Source organism: Paracoccus sp. DMF, assembly GCF_004407025.1.
In the GTDB taxonomy this organism is placed as follows: domain Bacteria; phylum Pseudomonadota; class Alphaproteobacteria; order Rhodobacterales; family Rhodobacteraceae; genus Paracoccus; species Paracoccus aminovorans_B.
In genome coordinates this window covers 67,611-84,209 of record NZ_SOKV02000009.1, presented here as the reverse complement: position 1 = coordinate 84,209, position 16,599 = coordinate 67,611, and the positions used below count along the sequence as shown (strand labels likewise).

The window sequence follows — 16,599 nt, the reverse complement described above, 5'->3', positions numbered from 1 at the left end:
GACCGGGCGGGGCGACCGGCGCGGCCTGGCGTCGCGCCGGGAAAGCATTGCTTGCCGGATGGCCATCCGCGCGCAATAATCCCGCGACCGACAGGGAAGGGAGGAGACCTTGCCCGAACGCCATGAGGATCGCGTCGCCACGGCCTCGCAATCGCCGGGGGCGGTGACGCGGCTGGCCGCCAGCTGGCGCCGCTCGATGGTCAAGCACGGGTTGGACCCGGCCCGCCCGCCGCAGCTGCGCCGCCTGACCGCGCGCGAACTGGCCGAGCGCCGCGGGCGGCTGGACGAATTCATCGCCGTGGCCCGGCCGCAGCTGGACCAGCTGTTCCAGCTGGTCTGCCCGACCGGCTGCAACGTGCTGCTGACCGATGCCACCGGCATCGTGCTGGAACAGCGCGCCAATGCCGCCGATGCCGGGGTGTTCCGCGACTGGGGGCTGTGCGCCGGCACCGACTGGTCGGAACAGGCCGAGGGCACCAATGGCATCGGCACCTGCCTGGCCGAGGGCCGCCAGGTCACCATCCACCGCGACGAGCATTTCTATACCCGCAACACCGGCCTGTCCTGCATGGACGCGCCGATCTGGGGCCCGGACGGGCGGCTGATCGCGGCGCTGGACGTGAGTTCGGCGCGCTCGGACCATACCGAGCGCTGGAACGCGCTGATCGCGGCGCAGGTCGCCCATAGCGCGCGCGCCATCGAGGCCGCCTTCTTCCGCGTCAGCTTCCCCGGCGCGCGCATCATCGCCGCCCAGGCCGAGGGGGCCGAGGATGCGACGCTGCTCATTGCCGTGGACAAGGACGACCTGGCCATCGGCGCCAACCGCGCCGCCCGCCGCGCCTTTGGCCTGGAGCGCGAGGGCCGGCTGCGGCCGCGGCCGGCCTCGGACCTGCTGGGCCGCGACGACGAGGCCACCGGCTTCGAGAAGGCCGAGCGCGCCGCGGTGATTCGCGCCCTGGCGCGGGCCGAGGGCAATGTCTCGGCCGCCGCGCGCGCGCTGGGGGTCGGGCGCGCGACGCTCTATCGCCGCATGCAGCGGCTGGGGATCTCGGAAAATCCGGGGCGACTGTCTCGGCCCTGAAACACATTCGGCGGAGGGCCGCGGCTGCGGCGTTGATTTGCGGGGCGCGACGGCCCACTCTTCTGGACGAACCGGCTGGAGGAGCCGGGTTGACAGGAGGAAACGATGCCGAACGACCAGACGCATGACTTCAAGGGCGTGAACGTCCTGCCCTTCGCCAAGCGCTATGACAACTATATCGGCGGCACCTGGGTCGCGCCGAAATCCGGCAAGTATTTCACCAACACCACGCCCATCACCGGCGCCGAGATCGGCGAGATCGCCCGCTCGAACGCCGACGACATCGAGGCGGCGCTGGATGCCGCCCATGCCGCCAAGGACAAATGGGGCCATACCGCCCCGGCCGAACGCAGCAACATCCTGCTGCGCATCGCCGACCGCATGGAGCAGAACCTGGAGCTGCTCGCCACCGCCGAGACCTGGGACAACGGCAAGCCGATCCGCGAGACCATGGCCGCCGACGTGCCGCTGGCCATCGACCATTTCCGCTATTTCGCCGGCGTGCTGCGCAGCCAGGAAGGCACGCTGTCGGAAATCGACAGCGACACCGTGGCCTATCACTTCCACGAGCCGCTGGGCGTCGTGGGCCAGATCATCCCCTGGAACTTTCCGCTGCTGATGGCCTGCTGGAAGCTGGCGCCGGCGCTGGCCGCCGGCAACTGCGTGGTGCTGAAACCCGCCGAACAGACCCCGGCCAGCATCATGGTCTGGATCAACCTGATCGGCGACCTGCTGCCGCCGGGCGTGTTGAACATCGTCAACGGTTTCGGGCTTGAGGCCGGCAAGCCGCTGGCCTCGAACCCGCGCATCGCCAAGATCGCCTTTACCGGCGAGACCTCGACCGGCCGGCTGATCATGCAATACGCGGCCGAGAACCTGATCCCGGTGACGCTGGAGCTGGGCGGCAAGTCGCCCAATATCTTCTTTGCCGATGTGGCGCGTGAAGACGACGATTTCTTCGACAAGGCGCTGGAAGGTTTCGCCATGTTCGCGCTGAACCAGGGCGAGATCTGCACCTGCCCGTCGCGCGTGTTGATCCAGGAATCGATCTATGACCGGTTCATGGAACGCGCCGTCAAGCGCGTGCAGGCGATCAAGCAGGGCGACCCGCGCGATGCCGCGACCATGATCGGCGCGCAGGCCTCGAGCGAGCAGAAGGAAAAGATCCTGTCCTATCTGGACATCGGCCGCAAGGAAGGCGCCGAGGTGCTGACCGGTGGCGCTGCCGCCGATCTGGGCGGCGAGCTGTCGGGCGGGTTCTACATCCAGCCGACCATCTTCCGCGGCCATAACAAGATGCGGATCTTCCAGGAGGAAATCTTTGGCCCGGTCGTCTCGGTGACCACCTTCAAGGACGAGGCCGAGGCGCTGTCGATTGCCAATGACACGCTTTACGGGCTTGGCTCGGGCGTGTGGTCGCGCGATGCCAATACCTGCTTCCGCATGGGGCGCGGCATCAAGGCCGGCCGGGTCTGGACCAACTGCTATCACGCCTATCCGGCCCATGCGGCATTCGGCGGCTACAAGCAGTCGGGCATCGGCCGCGAGACGCACAAGATGATGCTGGACCACTACCAGCAGACCAAGAACATGCTGGTCAGCTACTCGCCGAAGAAGCTGGGCTTCTTCTAAGGCAGCCGGGTACCAGCCTGACAGGGCGCGCGCCGAGGTCGCGCGCGCCCGCTTCCTCCCCACCCTTCCCAAAAGTCATTTCAAGGAGACCTTCATGGCCAAAACCATGAAAGCCGCCGTCGTGCGCGAATTCGGCAAGCCCCTGACCATCGACGAGGTGCCGATCCCCGAACCGGGTCCCGGCATGATCCAGGTCAAGATCGCGGCCTCGGGCGTGTGCCACACCGACCTGCATGCCGCCGAGGGCGACTGGCCGGTCAAGCCCAATCCGCCCTTCATTCCGGGGCATGAGGGCGTCGGTTACGTCTCGGCCGTGGGCGCCGGCGTGCGCCATGTCAAAGAGGGCGACCGCGTCGGCGTGCCGTGGCTTTACACCGCCTGCGGCTATTGCCGGCATTGCCTGGGCGGCTGGGAAACGCTGTGCGAAAGCCAGCAGAACACCGGCTATTCGGTGAACGGCGGCTTTGCCGATTATGTCGTGGCCGATCCGAATTATGTCGGCCACCTGCCCAAAAGCGTGGATTTCCTGGAAATCGCCCCGGTGCTCTGTGCGGGCGTCACGGTCTATAAAGGGCTGAAGGTCACGGATACCAAGCCGGGCGACTGGGTGGTGATTTCCGGCATCGGCGGGCTGGGTCACATGGCGGTGCAATATGCCAAGGCCATGGGGCTGAACGTCGCCGCCGTGGACATCGACGATGCCAAGCTGGAACTGGCGCGCAAGCTGGGCGCGACGCTGACCGTGAACGCGGCGACCGACCCCGATCCGGCCGGCACCATCCGGCGCCAGACCGACGGCGGCGCGCGCGGCGCGCTGGTCACCGCCGTCGGCCGCAAGGCGTTCGAGCAGGCCATCGGCATGGTCGGGCGCGGCGGCACGGTGGCGCTGAACGGGCTGCCGCCGGGCGACTTCCCGCTGGACATCTTCGGCATGGTGCTGAACGGTATCACGGTGCGCGGCTCGATCGTGGGCACCCGGCTGGACCTGCAGGAATCGCTGGACTTCGCCGCCGAAGGCAAGGTCAAGGCGACCATCCAGACCGCCCGGCTGGAAGACATCAACGACATCTTCGCGCAGATGCACAAGGGCCAGATCGAGGGCCGCATGGTGCTGGACATGACCGCCTAGAAAGGACGCGAGCCGATGGACAAGGAACTGGACCAGGTCGAGGCGACCCCGGCGGCGCTGGAGCTTCTGGCGGAGATCGTGGCCGAACACGGCCCGGTCCTGTTCCACCAGTCCGGCGGCTGCTGCGACGGCTCGTCGCCCATGTGCTACCCGCAGGGCGAATTCCGCATCGGCAGCCGCGACGTGAAACTGGGCGAGATCGGGGGCTTTCCCTTTTACATCTCGGCCAGCCAATACGAGACATGGAAGCACACCATCCTGACCATTGATGTCGTCCCGGGCCGGGGCGGCATGTTCAGCCTGGACAACGGGCGCGAGAAACGCTTTCTCGTGCGGTCGGACATCTGCCGCGTCTGACCGCGCGGGCGCGGGCGCACGGGCCTCCCCCAAGATTTCCGTGCGCCCCCGTCCCCCTTTTCGCCTTTCAGGCGCGGATTTGGCGCGCCTCGTCGATCAGCATGATCGGGATGCCGTCGCGGATCGGAAAGGCCAGCCCCGCCGCCTCCGAGATCAGCTCCTGCGCCGCCGCGTCATAGCGCAGCCCGGCATGGGTGACGGGGCAGACCAGCGCCTCGAGCATGTGGCGGTCGAAGCCGCGTTCGGTCGTGGTGTCTTCGCTCACTGGATCGTCTCCTCGTTGTCGCCGCCGTGCAGGGCATATTCCAGCAACCCGTCCAGCAGCTGGCGGCGCCCGGCCAGGGTCTGGCATTCCAGCAGGGCCTGCTTTTCCTCGGGCGCCAGCGGCAGCAGCATCGCCATGGAATTCACCAGCGTCTCGTCATCGGTCGCCTCGGCGGATTCCCAGTCGGTGGACAGGCCGCGCTGCTCCATATAGCGGCCCAGCCGGGCCATGAATTCGGCGCGGTGAAAGCCCGGGTCCTGCTCCGGCTCGGGGCTGAGATCCGAGGCATAGTCCGCCCAGTCCACCTGCCCGCGCAGATAGGGGGTGAAGCCCGGCCGCAGCTCGATCAGCCGGAAGCGCGAGATCGCCTTCAGCGAGATCATCAGCCGGCCGTCATCCAGTTCGGAAAAGGCGACGATGCGCCCGGCGCAGCCGACCTGCGCCAAGGCGTCGAGCCCGGCCGCCGCCGGCTGGATCATGCCGATCAGCCGCGAGGGCGTCTTCAGCACGTCCTCGACCATCTGCAGATAGCGCGGCTCGAAGATCTGCAACGGCAGCCGGGTGCGCGGCATCAGCACCGCACCGGGCAGCGGGAACAGCGCGATGACCTCGTTCAGGCCGATGCCGCGCGACATGTCAGGCGAAGATCAGCGAGGACAGCCGGCGCCGGCCCTTCTGCGCCAGCGGATCGGTAGGCTTCAGCGCATCGAAGATGGTCAGCAGCTGCGCCTTGGCGGCGCCGTCGTTCCAGTCGCGGTCGCGGCGGAAGGCGTCCAGAAGCTGGTCGATGGCCTCCTCGACCTGGCCGGCGGCATGCAGCGCGGTGGCATAGTCCAGCCGCGCCTGCTGGTCGGCGGGATCGGCCTCGACCTTGGCGCGCAGCTCGTCCAGCGGGCCGGCATTGGCGGCCTGCCGGGCCAGCTGCAATTGCGCGCGGGCGGCCTCGACGGGGGCGGCGCCGGCAATGGCGGCGGGCACCCGGGCCAGCTCCTGCTCGGCCCGGGCGGTGTCGCCCGCCGCCACCAGGGCGCGGATCAGCCCGCCCCAGGCCACGGCATTCTCGGGCTCTTCCTCGGCGATGGCGGCAAAGGTCTCGGCCGCGTCCTCGGCGGCGCCCTCGGTCAGCATGGCCTCGGCCGCGTCCAGCGCCTCGGCCAGCCCGCCGTCGTCGCCGCCCATCGCGGCCAGCTTGTCGACGAATTGCTTGACCTGGCTCTGCGGCACCGCGCCCTGGAAGGCGTCGACCGGCTGGCCCTGGAAGAAGGCATAGACCGTCGGGATCGACTGCACGCGCAGCTGGCCGGCGATCATCTGGTTCTCGTCCACATTGACCTTGGCCATGCGGACGCGGCCCTTGTGGCGGGCGACCTCGGCCTCCAGCTGCGGGCCAAGCGTCTTGCAGGGGCCGCACCAGGGCGCCCAGAAATCGACGATGACCGGCACCGTCATCGAGGCGTCGATGACATCGGCCATGAAGGTCGCCTCGGTCACGTCCTTGATGATGTCGGCGGGGGCTTTGTCGGCGGGGGCTTGGCCAAGCTCGAGCATCGGGGTTCCTCTTGCGAATGGGTTGCCTTCTAGATGGAGCAGCGACCGGGGCGATGCAAGCCGCCTCGCAGCCGCAGCCCCGCGGCTAGAGGTCGAAGCGCGCCAGCACCGGGACGTGGTCGCTGGGCTGTTCCCAGCCGCGCACCGGGCGCAGGATGCGGCTGCCATGGCCGGCATTGGCGATGTCCGGCGTCGCCCAGATGTGATCCAGCCTCCGGCCCTTGTCGGCGGCATCCCAGTCGCGGGCGCGATAGCTCCACCAGCTGAAAAGCCGGCCGTCGGGAATGTCCTTGCGGGTGATGTCGACCCATTTTCCGGCATCCTGGGCCGCGCCCAGATGCTCGACCTCGACCGGCGTATGGCTGACGATCTTCAAGAGCGCCTTGTGATTCCAGACGTCATCCTCGCGCGGGGCGACGTTCAGGTCGCCCACCATGATGGCGCGGGCGGGGGCGTCGGCATGGAAGGCGTCGCGCATCTCGGTCAGGAAATCCAGCTTCTGGCCGAACTTCAGGTTCTGCTCGCGGTCGGGAATGTCGCCGCCCGCCGGCACGTAGAAATTGTGGATGGTCACGCCACTCTCCAGCCGCGCGGCGACATGGCGGGCATGGCCGAGGCTGGCATAGTCGCGGTCGCCGGCATCCTCGATCGGCAGCTTCGACAGGATCGCGACGCCGTTATAGCCCTTTTGCCCACGCGCGACGATGTGGCGATAGCCCAGGGCGTGGAACCCTTCCAGCGGGATCTTCTCGACCGGACTCTTGATCTCCTGCAGGCACAGGATGTCGGGCGCCTCCTCGGTCAGAAGCCGCGTCACCAGCGCCTCGCGCAGACGGACGGAGTTGATGTTCCAGGTGGCGATGGTGAACATGGGCGGCTCCTTTTTCGCGGGCGGAGCCTAGGCGGCACGGCCCGGCTTGTCCACCACGCCCGGCGCCGGGGGTTTCACACCCCCGGAACCCCCGTGGGATATTTCGACAAGAAAGAACATTGCCAAAAGCCGCTTCTTTCTTGGACAAATATCCTCTGGGGGTCCGGGGGGCGAAGCGCCCCCGGCTGCGGCGCGGCAAAGATAAACCCGGCCGCCTGTGCGGGGGCCGGGTGATCGTGGCCGCATCCACCGGCCACTGGGCTTCGCAGGCAGAACCCGAAGCGGCGCGTCCGGTTCCGCCGCTTAGCCTTTATCAAGCCACCAGGCGATAGCCGCCCGATTCCGTCACCAGCAGCCGCGCGTTCGACGGATCGGGCTCGATCTTCTGGCGCAGGCGGTAGATGTGGGTTTCCAGCGTGTGAGTCGTCACGCCGGCATTGTAGCCCCAGACCTCGTGCAGCAGCACATCGCGCGGCACCACGCCGTCCTGGGCGCGATACAGGAACTTCAGGATGTTGGTTTCCTTTTCCGTCAGCCGGATCTTGCGATCCTTGCCGTCGATCAGCATCTTCATCGCCGGCTTGAACGTATAGGGGCCCAGCTGGAAGATGGCGTCCTCGGACTGTTCATGCGTGCGCAGCTGGGCACGCAGCCGCGCCAGCAGCACCGGGAACTTGAACGGCTTGGTGATATAGTCGTTCGCCCCGGAATCCAGGCCCAGGATGGTGTCGGCGTCGGTATCGTGGCCGGTCAGCATGACGATCGGGCATTTCACGCCCTGCTTGCGCAGCTTCTTGCACAGCTCGCGCCCGTCGGTATCGGGCAGGCCCACGTCCAGCACCACCAGGTCGAAGATCGCGCCCTTGGTCCGTTCCACCGCCTCATGGCCCGAGCCGGCCTCGATCACCTCGAAATCCTCGGTCGCGGTCAATTGCTCGGCCAGGGCCTCGCGCAGGTCGTCCTCGTCGTCGACGAGCAGGATCTTTTTCAGTCCGGCCATTCTTGCCTCCTTTGGCTTTATGGCGGAAAGGTGATGAGGCCTGGGGCGGGCGTCCAGCGCCTTGCAGCAATTCTCACATGGAGTTGTCGGGAATCCGCCCTATGTTTCAGATTGTTTCAACCTTGCGGCTGCCATGACCCTGATCCCGACCCTGACCGAGACCCTGTCGCGCGCCCGCGCCGACCTGCGCATGGGCCTGCCGGTGGTCGTCGGCGACCAGCTGGTCGCCGCGGTCGAGACGCTGCGCCCGGACCGGCTGGCGGCGATGCGCGCGCTCGGCCCCGCCACGCTCGCCATCACCCTGCCCCGGGCCGAGACGCTGAAGGTCCGGGTCTATGACGGCGACCTGGCGCGGATCGCGGTGCCGGGGGATGCCGACCCGGCCTGGCTGCGCGCCGTCGCCGATCCGGCGGGCGACCTGATGACGCCGATGAAGGGCCCGTTCCAAAGCCCGCGCGGCGGCGATACCGCGGCGCATCGCGCCGGCATCGCGCTGGCGAAATCGGCGCAACTGCTGCCCGCGGTGCTGGTCGTGCCGGTGGCGGCCGCGCCCGAGGGGCTGACCCGGCTTTCGCCCGGCCCGGCGCTGGCGCAGATGGCGGCCGAGGCGGCCATGGCGCCGGTCGCCGCGGCCCGGCTGCCGCTGCTCGCGGCCGAGAATTCCAAGCTGCACATCTTCCGCCCCGACAATGGCGAGGCCGAGCATTACGCCGTCGAGATCGGCGCCCCCCCGCGCGAGGCGCCGGTGCTGGCCCGGCTGCATTCGGCCTGTTTCACCGGCGACGTGCTGGGCAGCCTGAAATGCGATTGCGGGCCACAGCTCAATGCCGCGCTGCGAGCCATGGGCCAGAACGGCTCGGGCGTGCTGCTGTATCTGAACCAGGAGGGGCGCGGCATCGGCCTCGCGAACAAGATGCGGGCCTATGCCTTGCAGAACCAGGGCTTCGACACGGTCGAGGCCAACCACCGGCTGGGCTTCGACGATGACGAGCGCGACTTCCGCATCGGCGCCGGCATCCTGCGCGAGATGGGTTTTCAATCGGTGCGGCTGATGACCAACAACCCGCGCAAGGTCGCCATGCTGGAGGGCCACGGCATCCAGGTCGCCGAGCGCGTGCCGCTGGTCACGCCGCGCAACCGCCACAACACCGGTTATCTGGACGTCAAGGCGGCCAAATCGGGGCACCTGCTGTGATCCGGCTGACGCCGCTGGGGCTGTGGGCGCGCGGCCGGGTGCTGCCCTGTTCGGTCGGGCGCGGCGGGCTGACGCGCGCCAAGCGCGAAGGCGACGGCGCGACCCCCGTCGGCCGGCACCGCATCGTCGGGCTGCTCTACCGTCCCGACCGGGTGGCGCGGCCGGGGTCCTGGGCGCGGCCGATCCTGCCCGGCGACCTGTGGTGCGATGCCTCGGGCGATCCGGCCTATAACCAGCCGGTGCGCGCGCCTTTCGCCCCCAGCCACGAGGCGATGCGGCGGGCCGATCCGCTTTACGACATCGTGCTGGTCACCGACTGGAACTTTCCGCAGGCGCGGCCGGGCGCCGGCTCGGCGATTTTCCTGCACCAATGGCGCCGGCCGGGCTTTCCCACCGCCGGCTGCATCGCCATGGCCCGGCGCGACCTGACCTGGCTCGCCTCGGTGGTGCGGCCGGGCGAGCTGCTGGAGGTGCCGGACCTGCCGCGCTGGCCGGCGCGTTGGGCTGGCGCGCGCCACGGGAAAGACTAGATGGACGCCAGATCGACCCGATCCAGGCATTGCCGGATGCGATTTAGCAGAGCCTTCACTGCGGAGGTGTCATCACTGAAAAGACGGAGAAAGTCTGTATTTTTATGCGGCGCCATATCGAAATGATCGCGCGCGATTTCACAGTAAGCCAAGATGTCGCGATGAATCAGAAGATCGACTCTTGAACCCTGCCGCTTGCTTCTGAACAAGCGTCGTTGCAACGGCGCCCAGAGGCTTATTTGAGAGATGCCGGATCTTAGCTCGAGCTCGGGATGATCGGCAAGAAGCAGATCCAACCCCCGTGCTGCCGCCTGCAAAGCCGTATCAGTTCCAACCAGCGAGACGATAGGTGCCAGCCGCTGGAGCGGCTGTCGTGGCGACAGGGCTGGCGCCGCCCGCTGGATGTTCGGCCTGCACTCGCCATTATTCGGCTTTGCCAAATCAAGATCGTCCAAGGCGCTGACACAACGGCCCACGCAACGCCAGACCGAGGACCTGTAGCCCGGATACGCAAGCGTCGGAATGACGAAAAATGGCTTTCCCCCCAGCAACCCCGCTATTGGTTGCGCATCGGCATCGGCCATTGGCGGCATCTCGACGCCCGTGATCCTCCGGAACCTCTTGGCGGCTCCGCTGCCGAAAATTACCATCGCTCGCCAAGGCACATGATTCATGACGGCTTTGAACAGCTCCGTGCCGTTTCGGCGCGCTTCCGGTGAAATCTGGCTATCGAGCGCCGCGCTCGCACAGGTGACATTTGTCTGCATGACCCGCCATCCCGCATCTTCCAGCACCTGGATCGCTCGATCCAAATTCTGGCGGGAGGGTGAAGGCGATGCCACGAAGCGTTGGTAAAGATCGCAGCACGATGTGCCAGCACGATTGAAAAGCGCGTTCATGAGATCGCTCTTTTTCAAGCCACCGGCGGGAAACGATTTTGCCGAACTGGCTCCGACAAGCAAAAGCGTGCAGTCCATGGGGTCGTGCCGCGTGAACCATGGACGCGGAAAGTACCCGTCCACCGTCTCGACAAAGGGGGATATCGCATCCTCAAGAATGCGGTGGCGCTCGTTTGACATCTCAACCTCGGTGCGCAACGCTGTGGCAGCCGAGCATGTCTGGCCGGTTCAGGTCAAGGCCGCGCGTCTTGTCGAAATGCCCTATTAAAGCGCCCCCGTCTGCCACAGCCGCACCTTCAGCCCGCCATGCGCGACATAGGGGCCTGGCTCGCGGAACGGCAGGCCGGTGGCGCGGGCCAGCGGCGCCTCGCTGGTCACCAGGCCGACGCGCCAGCCCTGGAAGCGTGTGCGCAGCACCTCGCCCATCGCCGCGTGCAGGCCGAAAAGCGGCCCCTTGTTGCCGATGCGGGCGCCATAGGGCGGGTTGATGATGACCAGGCCGGGCAGGCCTTCGGGCCGTTGCAGGTCGGCAAAGGCGCAGGTCTCGAACCGGGTCAGGGCGGCGACGCCGGCGCGCTCGGCATTCTCGCGGCTCATGCGGATGGCGCCGGGGTCGCGGTCGCTGCCGTGAAACAGCAGTTCCGGCGCTGTCGGGACGGGCCCGCGCAGGGCGTTGAAACCGGCGGCGTCGAAGCCGGGGAACTGCTGGAAGGCAAAGCCGCGCAGCCGGCCGGGGGCAAGGCCCGACGCGATCTCGGCCGCCTCGATGACGAAGGTGCCGGAGCCGCACATCGGGTCCAGCACCGGCTCGCGCCCGTCGAAGCCGCATTGGCGCAGGAACATCGCCGCCATGGTCTCGCGCATCGGCGCCTTGCCGACAGCCTGCTTGTGGCCGCGCTTGTGCAGGCTTTCGCCCGAGGTATCGAGGCTGAAGGTGCAGAGATCGTCCTCGAGCCGGATCTTCAGAGTGACCGGCGCGTCGTCGGCGACGCTGGCGCCGATGCTGTCGCGGATCGCGGCCTCGACGCGCTGGGTGATGGCGCCGGCGTGATAGATGCGCGACTTGCGGCTGACGGCCTCCAGCCGCAGCGGCACGTGGGGGCGCAGCCAGTCGGCCCAGGGAAAGCGGCGGGCGCGCTTGTCGAGCTGCGCCGGATGCATGGCGCGAAAGGCGCCGATGCGGGCCAGCACCCGCGTCGCGCCGCGCAGGCGCAGGTTGGCGCGCCAGACCTCGGGCCAGCCGCCGGTGAAGGTCACGCCGCCGGGCTGGACCTGCACGTCGAAGCCAAGGGCGCGCGCCTCCTCGGCCAAGGGTTCTTCAAGCCCCGCGGTGGCGACCAGGAAGATCTCCATCCGGGCCGGGTCGGCGGCCAGCGGTGCGGCTTCGGGCGGTGCCGCGACGGGGGCGGGCTTGCGGGCGGCTTTGGTCTGGCGCGGCGTCATCGGGATCCGGGAAGGCGAAAGGCCCCGCATCATGCGCCCTGCCGCCGGCAAAGTCCATCCGGCGGCATTATCGGCGCCACGGCGACGGTGTTCCCCGATTGGCGCCATTTCATGGCTTGCGACCGGCGCCTATCTTGTCGGTCAAGGGATCGAAGGAGATCATCATGGCCACAAGCGACGCCCCCATCCAGATCGGCCAGGTTGCGCTGGTCGTCAACGACCTCGACCGCGTCGGGGATTACTACCAGTCGGTGATCGGGCTCGAGCGTCTCTCGGGCAGCGGCGAGGAGCGGGTGCTGGGTGCCGGCGGCCAGCCGCTGGTCGCGCTGCGCCGCGACAGGGCCGCGCGCCATCGCCCGCGCGAGGCCGGCCTGTTCCACACCGCCTTCCTGCTGCCCGACCGCAAGGTGCTGGGCCGCTGGCTGCGCCATGTCGCGGGCCGGCAGATCGGGCTGGACGGCGCCTCGGATCACCTGGTCAGCGAGGCGCTCTACCTGCGCGACCCCGAAGGCAATGGCATCGAGGTCTATGCCGACCGCCCGCGCAGCACTTGGCAGACCGACGGGCGCGCGGTGCGGATGGACACCATCGCGCTGGACCTGGACGAACTCGCGGCCGCGGCGGATGCGCCCTGGCGCGGAGCGCCCGACGGCAGCGTGATCGGCCATGTCCACCTGCAGGTCGGCAATGTCGCCGAGGCCGAGGCCTTCTACATGAACCGGCTGGGCCTGGATCGCAGCGCGCATCTGTTCGGCGCCAGCTTCTTTGCCAGCGGCGGCTACCACCATCACCTGGCGGGCAATATCTGGAACAGCCGCGGCGCCGGGCTGCGCAGCGCCGATGCCACCGGCTTGGCCGAGGTGGTTCTGGCCGCCGACGCCCCGTCGCTGGCGGCGCTTGGTGCGCGCGATTTCACCGATCCCTGGGGCACCCGGATCCGCGTGGTCGCCAAGGGCTGAGCTCGGCCCGGGGGCTCTGCCCCCGCGCCTCTGCGGCCCCTCGATGGGGCCGCAGAGGCGCTCCCCCGGGATATTTCGACAAGAAAGAAGCAGCCTGGCCAAGAAAAAGGGGCGGCGCGAGAGAGATGCGCCGCCCCAGTCTCACACGCCAAGAGGGAAAACCTGACGATAAAGGTGCAACGCCCGTCGCTGGCTTCGGGTTCATCACGATTGCGCGACGCCGCCGACCCGCGGTTTCCCTTGCTTTGGCGGGGCAAAAGCGCAAGCCTGCGCCAAATCCCGCCGCAAGGAGACCGACGATGAACACGCAACCGACCGACCTGAGGATGATGCTGAAGGACCCCTCGCTGCTGGAAACGCGGGCCTATGTGGCGGGCGAATGGATCGAAGCCGACGACGGCAAGACCTTTGCGGTGGTGAACCCGGCGCGCGGCGACGTCATCGCCGAGGTGGCGGACCTGTCCCGCGCCGAGGTCGCCCGCGCCATCTCGGCCGCCGCCGCGGCCATGAAAGACTGGGCCGCCCGCACCGCCAAGGAACGCGCCCAGATCATGCGCAAATGGTTCGACCTGATGATGGCGAACCAGGACGACCTGGGCCGCATCCTGACCGCCGAACAGGGCAAGCCCCTGCCCGAGGCCAAGGGCGAGATCGCCTATGGCGCCAGCTTCATCGAATGGTTCGGCGAGGAGGCCAAGCGCATCTATGGCGAGACCATCCCCGGCCACCAGCCCGACAAGCGCCTGACCGTGATCCGCCAGCCGATCGGCGTGGTCGGCTCGATCACGCCCTGGAACTTCCCCAATGCCATGATCACCCGCAAATGCGGCCCGGCCATCGCCGCCGGCTGCGGCTTCGTCGGCCGCCCCGCTGCCGAGACGCCGCTGTCGGCGCTGGCGCTGGCCGTGCTGGCCGAACGCGCCGGGGTGCCCAAGGGGCTGTTCAGCATCGTGACCTCGTCGCGATCCTCGGACATCGGCAAGGAGTTCTGCGAGAACCCGCTGATCCGCAAGCTGACCTTCACCGGCTCGACCGAGGTCGGCCGCATCCTGCTGCGCCAGGCCGCCGACCAGGTGCTGAAATGCTCGATGGAGCTGGGCGGCAACGCGCCCTTCATCGTCTTCGACGACGCCGACCTGGATGCGGCGGTCGAGGGCGCCATGGCCTCGAAATTCCGCAACAACGGCCAGACCTGCGTCTGCGCCAACCGCATCTATGTCCAGGCCGGGGTCTATGACGAATTCGCCAGGCGGCTGGCGGCGACGGTGGACAAGCTGCGCGTCGGCGACGGGCTGGAAGAGGGCGTGACCACCGGCCCGCTGATCAACCGCGACGCCGTCGAGAAGGTCGAGGAGCATATCGAGGACGCGCTGGCCGGCGGCGCCACCGTGGTCACCGGCGGCAAGCCGATGCAGGGGCTGTTCTTCGAGCCGACCGTGGTGACGGGGATCACCGATTCGATGAAGGTCTCGACCGAGGAAACCTTCGGGCCGCTGGCGCCGCTCTTCCGCTTCGAGACCGAGGCCGAGGCGGTCGAGCGTGCCAATGCCACGATCTTCGGCCTCGCCTCGTATTTCTACGCCCGCGACATCGGCCGCATCACCCGCGTGCAGGAGGCTTTGGAATACGGCATCGTCGGCGTGAACACCGGCATCATCTCGACCGAGGTGGCGCCCTTCGGCGGCGTCAAGCAGTCCGGGCTGGGCCGCGAAGGCTCGCGCCACGGCATCGAGGATTACCTGGAGATGAAATACATCTGCCTGTCGATCTAGCCCGCCGGGCCGCGCGCCTTGCCCTGCAGGTAGAGCCCGCTCATCATCGGGGGCATGCCGGCCATGCCGCCGATGCCGCCCCACCAGACCAGGAAGGCCAGGACACAGCCCAGCCAGAGCGGCTGGGTGGCGCGGGGCGGCGGCAGACCGGCCAGCATGGCCAGGGCTTCGTCGCGCCGGCTGGCGGGGACGATCAGCCGGAACCCGCCCAAGGCGATGCCGGCATGCGGCATCAGGGCGCCGGTATGGCCGTCGCGGATCTCGGCGGGCAGGCCGGCGGCGCGCAGGGCGGCGGCCGCCAGCTGCGCCTCGTGCCAGCGATAGGCATGGGCGATCACCGCCGGCCCGGCCTTATGCCGCGGCACGGCGTCGGGATCAGTTGTCCTCGTCCTCGTCGTCATCCGCCTCGGGCAGGTTGAAGAAGCTGTCGGCGTCCAGATCCTCGGCCTGGGGCTTGTCCTCGTCCTTGCTGAGGCTGAAGTTTTCCAGCCCGGCGATGCTCGAGGGCAGGCGCGGCTCGTCCGACATCGCCAGCGAGGTTTCGGTCGACAGAAGCTTGCGACGCTCGTCATCGGTCATGGCGCCGCCCTCGGCCGCCTTCTTCTTGGCCGCCTTCTGCACGGCGGCGTCCAGCTCCGACTGCCGGCACAGGCCCAGGGCGACCGGGTCGATGGGCTGCATGTTCTGGATGTTCCAATGCGTGCGCTCGCGGATCGAGGCGATGGTCGGCTTGGTGGTGCCGACCAGCTTCGCGATCTGCGCATCGGCCAGTTCCGGGTGGAACTTGACCAGCCACAGGATGGCGTTCGGCCGGTCCTGGCGCTTGGACAGCGGCGTGTAGCGCGGGCCGCGGCGCTTTTCCTCGCCCTCGGCGGCGGGGTTGTGCTTCAGCTTCAGCCGATACAGCGGGTTCTTCTGGCCCTTCTCGATCTCGCCGGCATCGAGCTGGTTCGAGGCGACGGGGTCGAAACCCTTGACGCCCGCCGCCACGTCGCCATCGGCGATGCCCTGCACTTCAAGCTCGTGCATGCCGCAGAAATCGGCGATCTGCTTGAAGCTCAGCGTGGTATTGTCGACCAGCCAGACAGCGGTGGCCTTGGCCATCAGCGGCTTGTTCATGACCTTCTCCTTAACAATATCTCTTCCGGCCGGGGAAAACGGCTTTCGGCGGCTGCCATTCCATTTTCAGGGGGATTGACAGGCTATATAGGGCCAGAACGGGGCGAAATAAAGCCTGAATTTCGTGGCGCAGGCCGGGCGCCGCGACTAGGTTCGGGGCATGAGAACGCTCGCCCTGCTCGCCGCCCTGCTGCTGCCCGGCCCTGGCCATGCCCAGGATGTCGCGGGACGGTTCGACTATTACCTGCTGTCGCTGAGCTGGTCGCCCAGCTGGTGCCAGGCCGAGGGCGAGGCCGAGGGCCAATGCGCGCCGGGACGACGCATCGGCTTCGTGGTCCACGGCCTCTGGCCGCAATATGAGCGCGGCTGGCCGCAGGACTGCCGCAGCGCCGCCCGCGACCCCTCGCAGCGCGAGACCCGCGCCATGGCGGACCTGATGGGTTCGCCCGGGCTGACCTGGTATCAATGGAAGAAGCATGGCCGCTGCGCGGGCTTGGCGGCGAGCGATTATTTCGCCCTGACCCGCGAGGCTGCAAAGACCATCGTCATTCCCGAACCCTTGCGGCGGCTGGGCCGCGACGTGACCCTGCCCGCGACGGTGGTCGAGGACGCCTTCATCGCCGCCAACCCCGGCTTGTCGCGCGACGCGATCACCGTGACCTGCCGCGACCGCGCCTTGCAGGAGGTGCGCATCTGCCTGACCCGCGAGCTCGAGCCCCGCAGCTGCGCCCCGGATGCGCGGCGCGATTGCAGCGGCAGCTTCCTGGTGTCGGCGCCGCGCTGATGGCGATGCCGCTGG

18 protein-coding genes are annotated in these 16,599 nt (G+C 68.2%); 9 read left to right on the top strand and 9 right to left on the bottom strand.

Annotation, left to right across the window (positions count from 1 at the left end):
* Positions 1-109: 109 nt before the first annotated feature.
* From E3D03_RS07655 to E3D03_RS07640, 4 genes are all read left to right on the top strand, one after another.
* Positions 110-1,081, top strand: coding sequence for a helix-turn-helix domain-containing protein (locus E3D03_RS07655; RefSeq protein ID WP_263566463.1), 972 nt, complete (start codon positions 110-112; stop codon positions 1,079-1,081).
* Between the two features lie 105 nt (positions 1,082-1,186).
* The gene (adh, locus tag E3D03_RS07650) at positions 1,187-2,713 is read left to right on the top strand and encodes an aldehyde dehydrogenase (RefSeq protein WP_263566462.1); all 1,527 of its coding nucleotides are present in this window, start codon (positions 1,187-1,189) and stop codon (positions 2,711-2,713) included.
* Between the two features lie 94 nt (positions 2,714-2,807).
* Positions 2,808-3,842 (top strand): alcohol dehydrogenase AdhP, encoded by a 1,035-nt coding sequence (adhP, locus tag E3D03_RS07645; RefSeq protein ID WP_062561341.1) that lies wholly within the window; start codon positions 2,808-2,810, stop codon positions 3,840-3,842.
* Between the two features lie 15 nt (positions 3,843-3,857).
* Positions 3,858-4,199: a DUF779 domain-containing protein gene (locus E3D03_RS07640; protein ID WP_263566461.1), complete on the top strand. Its 342-nt coding sequence runs from the start codon at positions 3,858-3,860 to the stop codon at positions 4,197-4,199.
* A 67-nt stretch (positions 4,200-4,266) separates the two neighbouring features.
* On the opposite strand, the gene E3D03_RS07635 is transcribed toward E3D03_RS07640, so the two are convergent.
* The 5 genes from E3D03_RS07635 to E3D03_RS07615 all read right to left on the bottom strand — a co-directional run bounded on the left by E3D03_RS07635 (position 4,267) and on the right by E3D03_RS07615 (position 7,883).
* A complete protein-coding gene (locus E3D03_RS07635; protein WP_263566499.1) occupies positions 4,267-4,422 on the bottom strand; it encodes a Trm112 family protein in 156 nt (51 codons plus the stop codon).
* 38 nt (positions 4,423-4,460) lie between these two features.
* The gene (locus E3D03_RS07630; RefSeq protein ID WP_263566460.1) at positions 4,461-5,099 is read right to left on the bottom strand and encodes an LON peptidase substrate-binding domain-containing protein; all 639 of its coding nucleotides are present in this window, start codon (positions 5,097-5,099) and stop codon (positions 4,461-4,463) included.
* A gap of 1 nt (position 5,100) precedes the next feature.
* Entirely contained in the window at positions 5,101-6,012 is a 912-nt protein-coding gene (locus E3D03_RS07625; RefSeq protein ID WP_263566459.1) for a thioredoxin family protein, read from the bottom strand.
* A gap of 85 nt (positions 6,013-6,097) precedes the next feature.
* A complete protein-coding gene (locus E3D03_RS07620) occupies positions 6,098-6,883 on the bottom strand; it encodes an exodeoxyribonuclease III (RefSeq protein ID WP_263566458.1) in 786 nt (261 codons plus the stop codon).
* Between the two features lie 313 nt (positions 6,884-7,196).
* Entirely contained in the window at positions 7,197-7,883 is a 687-nt protein-coding gene (locus tag E3D03_RS07615) for a response regulator transcription factor (RefSeq protein WP_062561347.1), read from the bottom strand.
* A gap of 133 nt (positions 7,884-8,016) precedes the next feature.
* On the opposite strand from E3D03_RS07615, the gene ribA reads away from it, so the two are divergent.
* Together ribA and E3D03_RS07605 are read left to right on the top strand one after the other, a co-directional pair.
* Positions 8,017-9,078, top strand: coding sequence for a GTP cyclohydrolase II (ribA, locus tag E3D03_RS07610; protein WP_263566457.1), 1,062 nt, complete (start codon positions 8,017-8,019; stop codon positions 9,076-9,078).
* Positions 9,075-9,608 carry a L,D-transpeptidase gene (locus E3D03_RS07605; RefSeq protein WP_263566456.1) on the top strand — a complete coding sequence of 178 codons (534 nt, stop codon included), beginning with the start codon at positions 9,075-9,077 and terminating at the stop codon, positions 9,606-9,608. The genes ribA and E3D03_RS07605 overlap by 4 nt, the downstream gene beginning before the upstream one ends.
* On the opposite strand, the gene E3D03_RS07600 is transcribed toward E3D03_RS07605, so the two are convergent.
* Entirely contained in the window at positions 9,605-10,687 is a 1,083-nt protein-coding gene (locus E3D03_RS07600; protein WP_263566455.1) for a hypothetical protein, read from the bottom strand. The two genes, E3D03_RS07605 and E3D03_RS07600, sit on opposite strands and share 4 nt — an antisense overlap.
* Positions 10,688-10,771: 84 nt before the next feature.
* Positions 10,772-11,860, bottom strand: coding sequence for a THUMP domain-containing class I SAM-dependent RNA methyltransferase (locus tag E3D03_RS07595; RefSeq protein ID WP_411969807.1), 1,089 nt, complete (start codon positions 11,858-11,860; stop codon positions 10,772-10,774).
* 254 nt (positions 11,861-12,114) lie between these two features.
* Between E3D03_RS07595 and E3D03_RS07590 the strand changes: the two genes are divergently transcribed.
* Both E3D03_RS07590 and E3D03_RS07585 read left to right on the top strand, forming a co-directional pair.
* Complete coding sequence (locus tag E3D03_RS07590) at positions 12,115-12,909, top strand: VOC family protein (protein WP_263566453.1); 795 nt, start codon at positions 12,115-12,117, stop codon at positions 12,907-12,909.
* Between the two features lie 299 nt (positions 12,910-13,208).
* A complete protein-coding gene (locus E3D03_RS07585) occupies positions 13,209-14,681 on the top strand; it encodes an NAD-dependent succinate-semialdehyde dehydrogenase (RefSeq protein ID WP_263566452.1) in 1,473 nt (490 codons plus the stop codon).
* Here E3D03_RS07585 and E3D03_RS07580 read toward each other — a convergent pair.
* Both E3D03_RS07580 and E3D03_RS07575 read right to left on the bottom strand, forming a co-directional pair.
* On the bottom strand, positions 14,678-15,046 hold the full coding sequence (locus E3D03_RS07580; protein WP_263566451.1) for a hypothetical protein: 369 nt from the start codon (positions 15,044-15,046) through the stop codon (positions 14,678-14,680). The two genes, E3D03_RS07585 and E3D03_RS07580, sit on opposite strands and share 4 nt — an antisense overlap.
* 10 nt (positions 15,047-15,056) lie before the next feature.
* A complete protein-coding gene (locus E3D03_RS07575) occupies positions 15,057-15,800 on the bottom strand; it encodes a DUF1013 domain-containing protein (RefSeq protein ID WP_017998703.1) in 744 nt (247 codons plus the stop codon).
* Between the two features lie 160 nt (positions 15,801-15,960).
* Here E3D03_RS07575 and E3D03_RS07570 point away from each other — a divergent pair, with 160 nt between their 5' ends.
* Positions 15,961-16,584, top strand: a complete 624-nt coding sequence (locus E3D03_RS07570; protein ID WP_263566450.1) for a ribonuclease T2 — start codon at positions 15,961-15,963, stop codon at positions 16,582-16,584.
* Positions 16,585-16,599: the final 15 nt, after the last annotated feature.

Bases quoted from the DNA above. Each gene is read 5' to 3' on its own strand.
- ribA (WP_263566457.1), top strand. From the start codon at position 8,017: ATGACCCTGATCCCGACCCTGACCGAGACCCTGTCGCGCGCCCGCGCC.
- adh (WP_263566462.1), top strand. From the start codon at position 1,187: ATGCCGAACGACCAGACGCATGACTTCAAGGGCGTGAACGTCCTGCCC.
- adhP (WP_062561341.1), top strand. From the start codon at position 2,808: ATGGCCAAAACCATGAAAGCCGCCGTCGTGCGCGAATTCGGCAAGCCC.
- E3D03_RS07600 (WP_263566455.1), bottom strand. From the start codon at position 10,687: ATGTCAAACGAGCGCCACCGCATTCTTGAGGATGCGATATCCCCCTTT.
- E3D03_RS07640 (WP_263566461.1), top strand. From the start codon at position 3,858: ATGGACAAGGAACTGGACCAGGTCGAGGCGACCCCGGCGGCGCTGGAG.
- E3D03_RS07590 (WP_263566453.1), top strand. From the start codon at position 12,115: ATGGCCACAAGCGACGCCCCCATCCAGATCGGCCAGGTTGCGCTGGTC.
- E3D03_RS07570 (WP_263566450.1), top strand. From the start codon at position 15,961: ATGAGAACGCTCGCCCTGCTCGCCGCCCTGCTGCTGCCCGGCCCTGGC.
- E3D03_RS07635 (WP_263566499.1), bottom strand. From the start codon at position 4,422: ATGCTCGAGGCGCTGGTCTGCCCCGTCACCCATGCCGGGCTGCGCTAT.
- E3D03_RS07620 (WP_263566458.1), bottom strand. From the start codon at position 6,883: ATGTTCACCATCGCCACCTGGAACATCAACTCCGTCCGTCTGCGCGAG.
- E3D03_RS07625 (WP_263566459.1), bottom strand. From the start codon at position 6,012: ATGCTCGAGCTTGGCCAAGCCCCCGCCGACAAAGCCCCCGCCGACATC.
- E3D03_RS07585 (WP_263566452.1), top strand. From the start codon at position 13,209: ATGAACACGCAACCGACCGACCTGAGGATGATGCTGAAGGACCCCTCG.
- E3D03_RS07575 (WP_017998703.1), bottom strand. From the start codon at position 15,800: ATGAACAAGCCGCTGATGGCCAAGGCCACCGCTGTCTGGCTGGTCGAC.
- E3D03_RS07595 (WP_411969807.1), bottom strand. From the start codon at position 11,860: ATGGAGATCTTCCTGGTCGCCACCGCGGGGCTTGAAGAACCCTTGGCC.
- E3D03_RS07615 (WP_062561347.1), bottom strand. From the start codon at position 7,883: ATGGCCGGACTGAAAAAGATCCTGCTCGTCGACGACGAGGACGACCTG.
- E3D03_RS07630 (WP_263566460.1), bottom strand. From the start codon at position 5,099: ATGTCGCGCGGCATCGGCCTGAACGAGGTCATCGCGCTGTTCCCGCTG.